The organism is Halobaculum sp. EA56 (assembly GCF_051195075.1).
Lineage (GTDB): Archaea > Halobacteriota > Halobacteria > Halobacteriales > Haloferacaceae > Halobaculum.
On the sequence record NZ_JBNTJX010000003.1, the window covers coordinates 76,867 to 90,467 of the forward strand.

Genomic DNA, 13,601 nt, shown 5'->3' on the forward strand with positions numbered 1-13,601 from the left:
GGCGCGGTGAGCCCCTCCGATTCCTCCTCCGCGGCCGGGTCGCCGGCGCCCGCCGCGAGCGACGCGCCCCCGGCCCGGCGGAAGGTCGGGCTCTCGGAGTCGGGCGTCGCGACCGACGGGGCGGCGCTGGTCACGAGCGGGCTCGGGTCGTGTCTCGGGATCGCGCTGTACCACCCGGCGACGGGCGTCGGCGGGCTGCTCCACGCGATGCTCCCGAGCGCGAACGGCCGCCCCGGCGTCGACGAGAAGTTCGTGGTCGAGGGCATCGACGCCCTGGTGGCCGACCTCCGCGAGGCGGGCGCCGACCCGGCGGGGCTCGACGCGAAGATCGCGGGCGCCGCGGAGATGATCGACTTCGACGCGAGCGGGGACGGCGGGTCGGTCGGCCAGCGCAACGTCGCCGCCGCCGAGGCCGCCCTCGCCGAGCGGGGCATCCCGGTCGTCGGCGCCGACACCGGCGGGGACCGCGGCCGGTCGCTCCGGTTCGAGACCGACACCGGGGCGCTTCACGTCTCCTACGCCGGCGGCGACGGGACCGTGCTGTAGGCGGCGGCGACGGGACCGCCCCGGAAGCGGCGACCCGGAGGGCGAGCCGACCGTGTCCCGCCGCGGCGGCGTGGCGGCCGTCGCCGTCGACCCGCGGCCGTGTCGCCGCTCGCCCCGATCCGACGTGAAACCGCCGGAGAGCGGTGTTATCGGGCACGATAATCCGCGGGGAGGGTTTAAGTTTCGGTCGTGGGTGGTCGTGGGTAATGGGTCTCCTCACCGCGCTATCGGGAGCAGGGGTCGCCGGAGTTCCCGGGGCCGACGCGGGGCTGCTCGTCTCGCTCGGACTCCTGGGGGCCAGCCTCCTCGATCGCTTCCGCGACAGCGACGACGGACCCGGGGACGCCGAGGGAGACGACGACCTGCTCGGCGGCGACGACGGCGCCTTCGGCGGCGGAGGCGGCGACGACGCCGGCGGGGGCGACGACGACCTCGGCGACCTCGGGGGCATGGACGACTGGGACGACGACGACCCCTTCGCCGGCGAGGACGGCGGCGGCGACGACGGCGTCGCCGAGCTGGAGAAGCGGGTCGACGACCTCGAGAACGAGGTCGCCAGCCTCTCCTCGACGGTCAACACGGTCCGCTCGGAGAACGAGGAGATCTCCGGGAAGGTCGAGGACATGGGCGAGGACGTCCGGAGCCTCCTCGACATCTACGAGATGGTCACCCGCGGGATCAACCCCTTCGTCGACGACGTGCAGGGCGGGGGGGACCTCGGCGGCGGCGAGGGCGGGTTCGGCCTGTTCGACGACGCCGGCGAGGAGGAGGAGGAGGAGGACCTCGACGAGGACCTCGCGAGCGCCGACGCGGAGGGCTTCTTCGACGAGGACCTCGCCGGCGACGAGTTCGACGACATGGACGACGTGGACGACATGGGCGAACTCGACGACGACTTCGAGGAGGACGAGGAGGACGGGCTCGACGACGACCTCGACGGCTTCGAGGACGACGCGGACGACACCGATTCAGACACCATGGGGACCGACAACGGCGGCGGCAAGAGTTTCAGCGAACTGAAAGACGAGTACGAGTCCGGCGACGCCGAGTGGGCCGGCGAGGGCGACCCGCCCGAGGAGGAGTCCGACGGCGAGGACGGGGACGCCCTCGACGCCCTCGACACGGAGCCGGAGTCGAACGGGCACGACGCCGGGGGCGACCTCGGCCTGGACGACGAGCCGGAACCCGACCCGGAGCCGGAGTCGACGGCCGGCCCGACCGACCCGAGCCGACGCTCGCAGGGGGTCGACGACGACGGCGGCTTCGAGTTCGTCGAGGAGGACGACCTCTCCGACGAGCCCGACAAGCCGTACCTCACGAGCCTCCCCGGCGACTACGTGGGCGACCTGATGGTGATGGAGTGGCTGGAGTTCCTCGTCGAGGAGTCGACCACCACGGACGCGGTGCGCGCGGTCAACTACTACGAGCGCGTCGAGTGGATCGACGAGGAGGTCGCCGACCAGCTCAAGGGGTTCCTCTCGGGCTTCGGCGACATCGACCGCAACCTGATGGACCGCCCCGGGACGGAGCACCTCGACCTGGACCACCACACGCGCAGCCTCAAGTACATCATGCAGTTGACCGACGCCACGGCCGAGTCGGTCGTCATCGACCGGTGGCCGCAGCTCTCGGGGGGCATGCATGGGCCTCAGCGTTAGCGCCTCCGCCGGCGTCGTCTTCCTCGGGGTGTTCCTCGCGGTCGGCATCGTCTACCCCGCCGCGGCCAACGGGTTCGAGCGCGTGAGCGACGCCCGCCACGACGCCGCCGACCGGGCGCTCGAGCAGGCGAACACCGGGGTCAACGTGACGGAGGCGACGTACAACTCAACGTCGGACACGCTCGTGGTGAACGCCACCAACGACGGGACCACGACGCTGGACGTGGGCGACGCCACGCTGTTCGCCGACAACGACCTCGCGAACGCGACCGTCACCGTCGAGGGCGACGGCTCCACGGACGTGTGGCTCCCCGGCGAGACCGCCCGCTTCGAGGTGTCGCTCTCGACGGCGCCCGACCGCGTCCAGGTCGTCGTCGACCACGGGGTCCGCGACGCGAGCGCGGTCGAGGTGATCTGAGTGGCGGGCGGGAGCGCCGCCGAACTGATCCTGTTCATCGCGGCCATCGTCATCGCGGCGTCGGTCGCGGGGACGCTCACCAGCGAGGTCGACCGCGTCAGCGACGCCATCTCGGCGAAGTCGCTCGACGTCGCCGGCGAGATTCGCGCCGACGCCGAGATCGTCTCCGACCCCGGCGCGCAGGTGTACAACCGCTCCGGGAACGAGAACGTCACCGTCCACGTCCGCAACACGGGTGCGTCGGATCTCCCCGCGGAGGCCGGGGAGTTCGACGTGATCCTCGACGGCGAGTACCAGACGGACGTGAACGTCACGACCGTCGACGGCGACGCGACGTGGCACCGCGGCGACGTGATCCGCGTCGAGTTCTCGTCCCCGGGCCTCCCCGCCGGCGACCACCGCCTGAAGCTGGTCGTCCGCGGCGACGAGGAAGTGTTCCGCTTCAGGACCTAAACCGATGTCACGAGCACAACAGAACACGCTGCTGTCGATCGGGATGCCCGAGCGCGACCAACTGAACAAGGAGCTGGGCGGGGGGATCCCCCGCGGGTCGATCGTCCTCATGGAGGGGGACTACGGCGCCGGGAAGTCGGCGCTCTCACAGCGGTTCTCCTACGGCCTCGTCGACGAGGGTTCCACCGTCACCCTGCTGTCGACGGAGCTGACCGTCTCGGGGTTCATCGACCAGATGTACTCGCTGGGCTACGACGTGACCAAGCCCCTGCTCAACGAGGAGCTGCTGTTCCTCGCGGCCGACTTCGACTCCGGGGGGAACTTCTCCGAGAGCGACGGCGAGCGCAAGGAGCTGCTCAAGCGGCTGATGGAGGCGGAGACGATGTGGAACTCCGACGTGATCATCCTCGACACGTTCGACTCGATCCTCCGCAACGACCCGACCTTCGAGGCGCTCGTCCGCAACAACGACGAGCGGCAGGCGGCCCTGGAGATCATCTCGTTCTTCCGCGACATGATCTCCTCGGGCAAGGTCATCGTCCTCACCGTCGACCCCTCCGCGGTCGGGGAGGACGCCATCGGGCCGTTCCGGTCCATCGCCGACGTGTTCCTCGAGCTCCAGATGGTCGAGGTCGGCTCCGACGTCCGCCGCAACATCGCGGTGAAGCGCTTCGCCGGCATGGGCAGCCAGGTCGGCGACTCCATCGGCTTCTCCGTGCGCTCGGGCACCGGCATCGTCATCGAGTCGCGCAGCGTCGCGTAGCGTCGCCGCCGCCGTCGCTATCGCCGCCGCGCGGGGGCGTGCCGTTCCCGCCGCCGCCCCCGGGCCCCGGCATCGTCCCCGCTCGCCGACGTCGCCGTGCCTCCCGCTCGCCGCGCCGCCCTCCGTTATCGCCCGTGATAGCTCGCGGGGAGGGTTTAAGCGTCGCTCGCGGGTGTGTCGTCGTAATGAGTCCCACCCGAGCCGGGAGCCCACAGGTTCGGTCTCCCGGGGCGTTCGGGCGGGCGAGGCGCCGTTCGCGTGCGGCGCGGAGGTGTGACCGATGACAGACCAGGGACAGGCGAACCCGTCGAGCGAGCTGAAGCAGATGGCGATGAAGCGCCCGCACCTGCGGGAGCACCTGCAGAAGTTCAAGCAGATCACCGGGGAGTTCCCGATGTTCGTCGACGAGATCGAGGACGAACACGAGGCCCAGCGCCCCAACGTGATGTACCCGGTCGGGGGCCCGATCTTCTGTCACGTGTACGGCGACTTCGGGCAGGACACGAAGTACTACACCGTCGAGCCGACGCTGTCGGGCGCCGAGGAGCAGGTGCTCGACACGGTGAAGTCGAAGCTCCTGCGCCAGAGCGGGCACAAGCCGGCGCCCGAGGAGGAGTCCGGCTACGACGACCTCATCGAGGAGCTGCTGGAGGAGGTCACCGCGATCACCGAGGAGCAGGGCCGCCGCAACGTCCTCTCGAAGGTGCGCAACTTCGGCCGCGTCGAGGTGTCCAAGCAGACGTACGACAACATCCGCTACCGGCTCAATCGGGACATCGTGGGCTTCGGCCCGCTGGAGCCGGTGATGCGCGACCCGGAGAACGAGGACATCCACGTCATCGGCCCGAAGGAGTGCCACGTCGACCACGGGGTCTTCGGCATGCTGGAGACGACCGTCGACTTCGGGACGCCCACGGAGTTCGACAACTGGCTGCGCAACATGGGCGAGCGGATGGGCGACCCCGTCTCCGACTCCAACCCGATCGTCGACTCCACGCTCCCGGACGGGTCGCGTATCAACATCATCTACTCCGACGACGTCTCCATCAAGGGCTCATCGCTCACCATCCGCCAGGGCGAGGAGACGCCGCTCTCGATCAACCAGATCACGAAGTGGGGCACGCTCAGCCCGGAGCTGGCGGCGTACCTCTGGCTGTGCCTGGAGAACGAGCAGACCGTCTTCGTCGTCGGGGAGACCGCGTCCGGGAAGACGACGACGCTGAACGCCGTCCTCAGCTACATCCCCCGCGACTCGAAGATATACACCGCCGAGGACACCGCCGAGGTCGTTCCCCCGCACAACACCTGGCAGCAGCTGCTCACCCGCGAGGGCGACGGCGGCGACTCCAACGACGTGGACATGTTCGACCTCGTCGCGGCCGCGCTGCGCTCGCGCCCCGACTACATCATCGTGGGCGAGGTCCGCGGGGCCGAGGGTCGCATGGCGTTCCAGGCCGCCCAGACGGGCCACCCGGTCATGCTCACCTTCCACGCCTCCGACATCGTCTCGATGATCCAGCGGTTCACCTCCGAGCCGATCAACGTCCCGGAGACGTTCATGGACGTGGCCGACGTGGCGCTGTTCCAGAACCGCGTCAAGCAGGGCGACAAGGTGCTGCGCCGGGTCACCTCCGTGCAGGAGATCGAGGGCTACTCCAAGGAGATGGACGGGGTCGTCACCCGGCAGGTGTTCGACTGGGACCCCGTGGAGGACGAGATCGTCTTCCGCGGGCGCAACAACTCCTACGTGCTCGAAGAGCAGATCGCGACGCTGCTGGGGTACGCCGACACCCGCGACATCTACGACGACCTGAGCTTCCGGGCGGAGCTCATCGAGCGGATGATCCAGGAGGGCATCCTCGGCTACCACGAGGTCAACGAGGCGATCACCTCCTTCCAGCGCGACGGCGTCGACGGGCTGCCCTTCGACATGCACCGCACGACCTGACCGCCGCGCATGAGCACCAACAGCGCGTCCGCCTCCGACTTCTTCCCCGACTCCGCCGCCGAACTCGCGGCGGACCTCCTGGAGTCGTACGACGCGCTGGAGATGTCCAAACGGAGGTACGTCGGCTACATCCTGGCGCCGTCGGCGGCGTTCCTCCTGCTCACGCTCGTGGGGGCGGTGCTCCTGCCGCTGCCGCTGACGGTTCGGCTCCCCATCCCCGCGCTCGGGCTGCTCGTGTTCGTCGCGGCGGTGTTCTATCCGAAGCTGTACCTCAACGGCCGGCAGGTGGCCATCGAGAACCAGCTCCACCTCGTCATGACCCACATGACGGTGCTGTCGACGACGAACATCGACCGGATGGAGGTGTTCCGCACGCTCGCGCGCGAGGAGGAGTACGGCGCCGCCGCCGACGAACTGGCCCGCGTCACCCACCTCGTCGACACCTGGAACCAGTCGCTCGACGACGCGCTGCGGCGCCGCGCGAAGGAGGTCCCCTCGGACGTCTTCGCGGACTTCTTCGACCGCCTCGGCTACACCATCGGCGCGGGCCAGACGCTCGACGAGTTCCTCCTGTCCGAGCAGGACGCGGTCATCGAGAACTACATCACGGTGTACGAGGGGGCGCTGGCGAACCTGGAGGTGATGAAGGACCTCTACATGTCGATGATCCTCTCGATGACGTTCGCGCTGGTGTTCGCCATCGTCCTCCCGATCCTCACCGGCGACAACCCCACGCTCACCGTCTCGGCGGTCATCGTCCTGTTCATGCTGGTCCAGCTGGGCTTCTACGTCGTCATCCGGGCGATGGCGCCCCACGACCCGGTGTGGTTCCACTCGGAAGAGGGCGCCCCCTCCGACTTCCGGCTGTGGGCCAGTTTCGCCGTCGGCGTCGCCGGCACGGCCGGGCTCGTGATCTTCGTCGGGGCGGGGCTGTTCGGCTACGGCCCCGGCCTGCGGGGGCTGCTGTTCTTCCTCGAGACCATCCCCCTCGCGCTGTACATCTGCGTCCCGATCACCCCGATGGCGATCACCGGCGTGATGCTTCGGTTCGAGGAGCGCAACATCGAGGAGCGCGACGGGGAGTTCCCGTCGTTCATCCGCGCGCTCGGCGCCGCCGAGTCCGCCAAGCAGTCCACGACCGGCGACGTGCTCGCGACCCTCCACGAGAAGGACTTCGGCGCGCTCTCGCCCGCGATCACCCGGCTGTACCGCCGGCTCAACATCCGGATCAGCTCCGAGGAGGCGTGGTACGCCTTCGCGACCGACACCCGGTCGTACCTCATCCAGAAGTTCTCGGACATGTACCTCGAGGGCCGCTCGATGGGCGGCCGGCCGAAGCTCCTCGGGGAACTCATCTCCCAGAACATGAACACCGTCATGCAGCTGCGCGAGCAGCGTCGCCAGGCGACGGTGACGATGATCGGCCTGCTGTACGGGATCACCTCCGCGTCGGCGTTCGCGTTCTTCATCGGCCTGCAGGTCGTCAACATCCTCGCGGACCTCTCCCAGCAGTTCAACGTCACCAGCGCCGGCAGCGTCGGGAAGATCATCTACGCCGGGGTATACGACATCGCGCTCATCGAGTTCCTGCTCCTGCTCGTCATTCTGTTCAACGCGGTCCTCTCGTCGGTGATGATCCGCACCATCGACGGCGGGAACAAGGCGAACGCCTACCTCCACTTCGTGCTCATGACGTGGCTCGGCTCCGGCGTCGCCATCTTCACCAAGCACCTCGTCTCGACGATCCTCACGATCTGAGCCGGGGCGTCGCCGGCGGTCCCGGCGTGCCGGTCCCGGCTCGCCCCCGCCCTCGCGGGTCCCGTCCGTCGCCCCCGGGTCGCGCCGCCCGGTCGCCCGCGCCCGCCACACACCCGGGGGGCCGTTTATGTCGCCCCCGGCCGCCGGGGACGGTATGGCCCCTACGCGCACGGTCGCGCTCCTCGCGGTCGTCGCCGCCGTCGTCCTCGCCGGCTGCGGCGGGAGCGGGAGCGGCCCGGACCCGGCGGTCGTCGACGGGTCGCCCGCCGCGCTCCCGGCGGACGCCGCGAGCGAGGCCGGCTACGAGCCCGCCGGCGCGACGAACCGGACGGTGAACACGACGGTGACGCTGTCGATCAGCGGCGACGTCCAGCTCGACGTGACCCGGGAGGTGTCGGCGACGGTGCCGGTCCGTCGGTACGTCCGCTCGACCGACGGCGGCCCGGCGCGGCTCGCGCTCGCGGCCGTGCCGCCCGTGCGGCCGGTCCCCGACCGGCCGGAGGTCAGGAACCCCGTGGCGACGACGCCGGGGCGGCTCGTCCGGTTCCTCGGGGGCGACCCGTCGCTCGCGGGCGCCTCCTTCGAGCACGTCGCCAACGCCACGGTCACGCTGCTCGGGACGGAGACGACCCTCCGGGTGTACGCGACGACGGCCGACGGGCGCGACTACCGGGTCGCGGTCGCGACCGTCCGCCACGACGGCGACGCGGTGTCGGCGGTCGCGGCGTGGCCCGCCGGCGTCGACGAGCGCGGTCGGCTCGCCGACCTGCTCTCGGCGGTCGAGCACTGACGGGGCGACCGTCGGGGACGGCGACCGACGCGCCGGCGCCGGCGCTGTCCGCGCGAAAGAACGGAGAACGGGTGGTCGGCGAACGGTGCGGCCGCGGGCGGGTCAGTCGTCGCCCGTCTCGGGGCCGCCGTCCGTGGCGACGGCGCCCTCGGTCGTCCCGCGGGCCCGCTGGATGTTGGTGTAGCCCATCTTCGCGAGCGACAGGGCCAGATACACCAGCACCAGCGCGATGACGATCTGGACGGCGACGGACGCCTGCGTGGCGAAGCCGACCGTCCCCTCGACGCCCCAGTTGCCCTGGATGAACTTCTGGTAGAGGTTCTGGTACAGCGCCAGGTACAGCAGCGCCGTCACGGTGATGGTCGTCATGATCGCCATCGGGACGCCCGTGGAGATCAGCTGCTTGGAGTCGTCCCAGTTGGCGAGCCACACCGTCGCGGTGAGCAGCGCCATCGCCGCCAGCAGCTGGTTCGCGCCGCCGAACAGCGGCCAGAGGTCGGCCCACGTCCCGGAGGCCACGAGGACGTAGCCGCCGACGACCTGGATGCCCGCGGAGACGTAGCGGTTCGAGGCGGTCTCCTCGACGCTCGTCTCGGGCGTGCCGACGATCTCGTCCATCATGTACCGGCCGAGCCGGACGGCCGTGTCAGTGGAGGTGAGCAGGAAGCTCACCAGCACGAGCGCCATGAACGGCGCGCCGTAGGAGGCGGGGATCCCGAACGAGGTGAGGATGACCCCGCCGCCGGAGGCGAAGTTCGGCAGCGCGCGGCCGATGCCGCCGCCGGCGGTGACGCCGGCGACCGCCAGCGTCGACAGCGCGACCGTCGCGAGCAGGCCCTCGCCGAGCATCCCGCCGTAGCCGATGGCGCGCGCGTCGGTCTCCTTGTCGAGCTGCTTGGCGGTCGTCCCCGAGGACACCAGCGAGTGGAACCCGGAGATGGTCCCGCAGGCGATCGTCACGAACAGCAGCGGGAACAGCGGCAGGCCGTAGCTCCCGCCCATGAACCCGCGGAACGCCGGGATCGAGTCCTGGATCACGAGCGGCTGGCTCGAGGTCCCCAGCACCGTGCCGACGATGATCGCCAGCAGCGCCCCGCCGACGCCCGAGTACAGCAGGAACGACGACAGGTAGTCGCGCGGCTGGAGCAGCATCCACACGGGGAGCACGGACGCGAGGAACGCGTACACCATCACGACCGGGATCCACGCGGAGATGTTCGCGTTGATGATCGTCGGCAGGAACGAGATGCCCTCGCCGAACAGGACGATGAACTCGTTGCCCGCGGCGTTCGTCGCGGTGGCGATCGTCTCGCCCTCGCCGACGAACGCGCCGGCCGTCAGCGCGATCGGGTACTGGATGCCGACCCAGACGCTGGCGAACACGCCGGCGACGAACGCGACCGTCCCCGGGAGGAACGGCCCGTCGAGCTGGTACAGGTACACGCCGAACGCGAACGCCAGCGCGATGTACAGGATCGACGCCGTGGCCGCGCTGGGGTACGCGTCGAACACGAGCGCGACGACGAGCGCGAACACCGCCACCACCAGGATGATGGTGAGGAACGCGAACCACAGCAGCATGTTCTTGCCGCGCTCGCCGACGTACTCCCCGATGATGTAGCCGATCGACTTCCCCTCGTGCCGGAGCGACGACGACAGCGAGACGAAGTCGTGGACCGAGCCCATCAGGGGGTTCCCGACGGCGATCCACAACAGCGCGGGCACCCAGCCCCACACGACGCCCGCCGTGATGGGGCCCACGATGGGTGCGCCGCCCGCGATGCTCGAGTAGTGATGCCCTAGGAGTACGGGTTTCTTCGACGGAACGTACTCCTGACCGTCTTCGTACTTGTGTGCCGGCGTCTCGCGGTCCTCGTCCAGTTCCACGAACTGGGACAGGTACCGGGAGTACCCGAGATACCCCGCGCTGAACAGGAGGAGTACCACGAGCACCAGCCACATCACAGCCACCATGTGTGTTACCTCATCGCAGGGGTGTGTGGACAGAATATAAAAACATTAACCTTCGTCCCGGGAAGGCGCCGGTTTCGACGGGCGATCCGTCGACCTGACCCGTCGTTCGGTGCAGGTTTCGCCGGATCGGGGGATGAATTTACCCGGCGATCGTCGCTTGAGTACTTTGTGGTCATCGAGCGCGCTTCGGGCGCGGGGGGTCGCGGCTACGACGACTGCGCCGGCGGGGTCTCGGGCGGGGCGGTCTCGATGTCGAGTTCGCCCGCGACCTCGGTGAGGAAGTCGCCCTTCACCTCCTCGACGCGGGTCTCGATCTCGGCGACGACGGGCTGGTCGAACTCCTCGCGGAGCGTCTCGAGGTGGCGGCGTTCGGTGGCGACGCGGTCGCGGAGGTACCGCGCACCCCGGCCGTCCTCGTCGTCGTCCGGCGACGGCGTGAGGCGGTTCACCGCGAGCCCGCGGACCGAGAGGCCGCGGTCGGCGAGCCCCTCGACCGCCCGTCGGGTCTCCCTGACCGACAGCTCGTCGGGGTTGACCACGAGGAAGAAGGCGGCGTGCTCGCGGAGCGTTCGGCCGGCGTACTCGAAGAACTCCTTGCGCTCCTGGAGGCGCGCGAGGATCGGGTCCCCCTCCGCCACGCGTCGGGGCTCGTTCTTCCCGATCGCGGCCTTCTCGAACAGGTCGATCGACTGCTCGCGCTTCCGTTTCAGTCGGTCGATCCACCCCTCCAGGAAGTCCGGGAGGCCGAGCAGCCGGAGGGTGCCGCCGGTGGGCGAAGTGTCGAAGACGACGCGGTCGAACGCCTCGCTCGACTGCATCACGTCGACGAAGCGGTCGAACAGCGCCGCCTCGTAGGCGCCGGGCGTCTGGTGGGCCATCTCGATCTGGCGGTCGATCTCGTTGACGAGCGCGGCGCTCACCTGGTCGCCGAGCGCCCGCTTCGTCTCCATGAGGTGGCGCTCGACCTCCTCGTCGGGGTCGATCTCCATCGCCCACAGCCCGTCGCGCCCCTCGACCGCCTGCGGTTCGTCGCCGAACCGCTGATCGAACACGTCGGAGGTGGAGTGGGCCGGGTCCGTCGAGACGACGAGCGTGTCCAGGCCCGCGTCGGCGCACTTGACGGCGTACGCCGCGGACATGGTCGTCTTGCCCACGCCGCCCTTGCCGCCGAAGAACACGAACTTCTCCATGTGCCGTGTGTCGGGCGCCATCAGAAGTGGTACTGCTGGCCCTTGCGTTCGAGCATCGACCCGCGGTTCCACATCCGCCGCTCCCACGCCTCGAACTCGGACTCGAGGTACGGGAGCAGCTCGGCGGTGTAGTAGGACACCGGCGACGGGATGCCGAAGGCGTCGGGGAAGCACGCCAGCATGAACGTGTCCTCCAGGTCCTCGGCCTCCTTCTCCACCTTCTCGAAGGCCGGGTGGGAGATCAGCCCGTGGTACAGGCCGGCGGCCCACTCGCGCAGGACCGCGAGGAGCCGATCGATCCGGTCGGCGAGCGTCGCCGCGCCCTCGCCGGCGTCGTCGTCCGTGCCGTCGCTCATGGGGCGTGTGTGAGTCGGTGCCGTGGATAAGCGTGTCGCGTTCGCTCGCCCGCCGCGCGCGCACGGCCGTCCGGTCGGCGGCGCTGTCCGCTCCCCGACCGGCCCGTCTCCGCGACCAACGGGCACAAGTACCACACGCGCTCACGCATACGACGAATGACGCCCGGACGCGGACTCGACGGCGGTCCCGGATCGAGCGGCTCCGACGCGATCCCCGTGACCGTGCTCTCGGGGAGCCTCGGCGCCGGGAAGACGACGCTCGTGAACCACCTGCTGTCGAACGCGGGCGGGCGCGACATCGCCGTCCTCGTCAACGACGTGGGCGCGGTGAACGTCGACTACGACCTCCTCTCCTCGGACGACCTGCCCGCCGTCGGCGTCGCGGAGCTGTCGAACGGCTGCATCTGCTGTGAGCTGCGCGACGACCTCGAACGCGCCGTGGTCCAGCTCGCCGACGGCAGGGAGTTCGACCACCTCGTCGTGGAGCCCTCGGGGATCAGCGAGCCCGGCCCGGTCGCCCGCCAGTTCACCAACGGGCCGGCGGCCGCGCGCTACCAAATGGACGCGGTCGTCACCGTCCTCGACACGCCGCAGTTCCTCGACGCCTTCGCCGGCGAGGGGACGCCGGAGCGGCGGGGGGAGGCCGACCACGGGCGCGACGAGGCGGGGGCCGCACCCGGCGGCGACGGCACCGCCGGGGGCGACGACGACGGTCGCCGCCCGCTCTCGGACCTCCTCGTCGAGCAGGTCGAGGGCGCCGACGTCGTCCTGGTGAACAAGGCGGACCTGTGCTCGGCGGCCGACCTCGCGGAGGCCGAGGAGCTGGTGCGCGCGCTCCGGCCGGGGGTCCGAACTGTCCGAACGGAGCACTCGGCTGCGCCGCTCGACGAGGTGCTCGACGTGGACCTGTACGGTTCCCGGGACGACGGCGACCGCGGGGCCGGACGGGGCGGGGGCGACGACCCCGACCACGGCGCCGAGACCGGGCACCGACACGGCGACGGGGACCACGACCACGACCACGCACACCCGGACGAGGTGTACGGCGTCACGTCGTTCGTCTACCGCGAGCGCCGGCCGTTCCACCCCGAGCGGCTCGCGTCGCTGCTGGCGGACCTCCCGGAGTCGGTCGTCCGCTCGAAGGGGACGCTCCACGTCGCCGACGTCGACCAGCGGCTGAACTACAGCCAGGCCGGCCCCTCGGTTCGGGTGGAGGCGGTCGGCCCGTGGGTCGACGCGATGCCGGCGGCCGACCGGGAGCTGTACCGCGCGAATCGCGGCGGCGACGCCGACTGGCACGAGGAGTGGGGCGACCGCCACACCGAACTGGTCGTCATCGGCGTCGACCTCGACGAGGCGGCGGTGCGCGGGGACCTGGACGGCTCTCTGCTCACCGACGCGGAACTCGCGGGGGGCGTCGACGTCGACCCGGCCGAGTGGTTCCCGACCGACGACGGGGGCGGGGAGGAGGCGGTCGTCTCGCTGTCGTGATCAGCAGGCGCAGCCGGTCGAGCCGGGCGAGCGCTCGAACTCCATCTCCTCGCCGCAGTCGGGACACGACGGCGGCCCCTCGCCCTCCACGTCCAGGTCCAGCAGCCGCTCGTTACAGTCGTGACACCAGTAGGCGCCCTCGGACTCCGTCGTCTGATCCCCGCCGCGGTTCGGCGACTCGGTCGATGCCTTCAGCGTCTCCGTGAGCGTGCCGAGCAGTCCCATGGGCGTGAGACTCTCGATCGGACGTATAAAC

13 protein-coding genes are annotated in these 13,601 nt (G+C 70.3%); 9 read left to right on the forward strand and 4 right to left on the reverse strand.

Going from position 1 to position 13,601, the window contains the following annotated elements:
- The first annotated feature begins 6 nt into the window (after positions 1 to 6).
- From ACQUQ1_RS06145 to ACQUQ1_RS06180, 8 genes are all read left to right on the forward strand, one after another.
- Complete coding sequence (locus ACQUQ1_RS06145) at positions 7 to 546, forward strand: chemotaxis protein CheD (protein ID WP_435063392.1); 540 nt, start codon at positions 7 to 9, stop codon at positions 544 to 546.
- Positions 547 to 752: 206 nt separating this feature from the next.
- A complete protein-coding gene (locus tag ACQUQ1_RS06150; RefSeq protein WP_435063393.1) occupies positions 753 to 2,204 on the forward strand; it encodes a FlaD/FlaE family flagellar protein in 1,452 nt (483 codons plus the stop codon).
- Positions 2,188 to 2,622, forward strand: a complete 435-nt coding sequence (locus ACQUQ1_RS06155; protein WP_435063394.1) for a hypothetical protein — start codon at positions 2,188 to 2,190, stop codon at positions 2,620 to 2,622. Before ACQUQ1_RS06150 ends, ACQUQ1_RS06155 begins: the two co-directional genes overlap by 17 nt.
- Positions 2,623 to 3,075, forward strand: coding sequence for a flagellar protein G (locus ACQUQ1_RS06160; RefSeq protein WP_435063395.1), 453 nt, complete (start codon positions 2,623 to 2,625; stop codon positions 3,073 to 3,075).
- A 4-nt stretch (positions 3,076 to 3,079) separates the two neighbouring features.
- A complete protein-coding gene (locus tag ACQUQ1_RS06165) occupies positions 3,080 to 3,838 on the forward strand; it encodes an ATPase domain-containing protein (protein WP_435063396.1) in 759 nt (252 codons plus the stop codon).
- 280 nt (positions 3,839 to 4,118) lie between these two features.
- Positions 4,119 to 5,786 (forward strand): type II/IV secretion system ATPase subunit, encoded by a 1,668-nt coding sequence (locus tag ACQUQ1_RS06170; RefSeq protein ID WP_435063397.1) that lies wholly within the window; start codon positions 4,119 to 4,121, stop codon positions 5,784 to 5,786.
- Between the two features lie 9 nt (positions 5,787 to 5,795).
- Entirely contained in the window at positions 5,796 to 7,544 is a 1,749-nt protein-coding gene (gene flaJ, locus ACQUQ1_RS06175; RefSeq protein ID WP_435063398.1) for an archaellar assembly protein FlaJ, read from the forward strand.
- 154 nt (positions 7,545 to 7,698) lie between these two features.
- Positions 7,699 to 8,334 (forward strand): DUF6517 family protein, encoded by a 636-nt coding sequence (locus tag ACQUQ1_RS06180; RefSeq protein WP_435063399.1) that lies wholly within the window; start codon positions 7,699 to 7,701, stop codon positions 8,332 to 8,334.
- Positions 8,335 to 8,436: 102 nt separating this feature from the next.
- Here the strand turns inward: ACQUQ1_RS06180 and ACQUQ1_RS06185 are convergent, their stop codons facing one another.
- The 3 genes from ACQUQ1_RS06185 to ACQUQ1_RS06195 all read right to left on the reverse strand — a co-directional run bounded on the left by ACQUQ1_RS06185 (position 8,437) and on the right by ACQUQ1_RS06195 (position 11,854).
- Complete coding sequence (locus ACQUQ1_RS06185) at positions 8,437 to 10,308, reverse strand: carbon starvation CstA family protein (protein WP_435063400.1); 1,872 nt, start codon at positions 10,306 to 10,308, stop codon at positions 8,437 to 8,439.
- Between the two features lie 206 nt (positions 10,309 to 10,514).
- Positions 10,515 to 11,498, reverse strand: a complete 984-nt coding sequence (locus ACQUQ1_RS06190; RefSeq protein ID WP_435063715.1) for an ArsA family ATPase — start codon at positions 11,496 to 11,498, stop codon at positions 10,515 to 10,517.
- A gap of 20 nt (positions 11,499 to 11,518) precedes the next feature.
- On the reverse strand, positions 11,519 to 11,854 hold the full coding sequence (locus tag ACQUQ1_RS06195; RefSeq protein WP_435063401.1) for a hypothetical protein: 336 nt from the start codon (positions 11,852 to 11,854) through the stop codon (positions 11,519 to 11,521).
- A 156-nt stretch (positions 11,855 to 12,010) separates the two neighbouring features.
- Here ACQUQ1_RS06195 and ACQUQ1_RS06200 point away from each other — a divergent pair, with 156 nt between their 5' ends.
- Complete coding sequence (locus tag ACQUQ1_RS06200; RefSeq protein WP_435063402.1) at positions 12,011 to 13,345, forward strand: CobW family GTP-binding protein; 1,335 nt, start codon at positions 12,011 to 12,013, stop codon at positions 13,343 to 13,345.
- Here the strand turns inward: ACQUQ1_RS06200 and ACQUQ1_RS06205 are convergent, their stop codons facing one another.
- Entirely contained in the window at positions 13,346 to 13,570 is a 225-nt protein-coding gene (locus tag ACQUQ1_RS06205) for a hypothetical protein (RefSeq protein ID WP_435063403.1), read from the reverse strand.
- Between the last annotated feature and the right edge of the window lie 31 nt (positions 13,571 to 13,601).

Coding starts and splice junctions, on each gene's coding strand:
- ACQUQ1_RS06150 (WP_435063393.1), top strand. CDS start 753: ATGGGTCTCCTCACCGCGCTATCGGGAGCAGGGGTCGCCGGAGTTCCC.
- ACQUQ1_RS06155 (WP_435063394.1), top strand. CDS start 2,188: ATGGGCCTCAGCGTTAGCGCCTCCGCCGGCGTCGTCTTCCTCGGGGTG.
- ACQUQ1_RS06165 (WP_435063396.1), top strand. CDS start 3,080: ATGTCACGAGCACAACAGAACACGCTGCTGTCGATCGGGATGCCCGAG.
- ACQUQ1_RS06170 (WP_435063397.1), top strand. CDS start 4,119: ATGACAGACCAGGGACAGGCGAACCCGTCGAGCGAGCTGAAGCAGATG.
- flaJ (WP_435063398.1), top strand. CDS start 5,796: ATGAGCACCAACAGCGCGTCCGCCTCCGACTTCTTCCCCGACTCCGCC.
- ACQUQ1_RS06180 (WP_435063399.1), top strand. CDS start 7,699: ATGGCCCCTACGCGCACGGTCGCGCTCCTCGCGGTCGTCGCCGCCGTC.
- ACQUQ1_RS06185 (WP_435063400.1), bottom strand. CDS start 10,308: ATGGTGGCTGTGATGTGGCTGGTGCTCGTGGTACTCCTCCTGTTCAGC.
- ACQUQ1_RS06190 (WP_435063715.1), bottom strand. CDS start 11,498: ATGGAGAAGTTCGTGTTCTTCGGCGGCAAGGGCGGCGTGGGCAAGACG.
- ACQUQ1_RS06195 (WP_435063401.1), bottom strand. CDS start 11,854: ATGAGCGACGGCACGGACGACGACGCCGGCGAGGGCGCGGCGACGCTC.
- ACQUQ1_RS06200 (WP_435063402.1), top strand. CDS start 12,011: ATGACGCCCGGACGCGGACTCGACGGCGGTCCCGGATCGAGCGGCTCC.
- ACQUQ1_RS06205 (WP_435063403.1), bottom strand. CDS start 13,570: ATGGGACTGCTCGGCACGCTCACGGAGACGCTGAAGGCATCGACCGAG.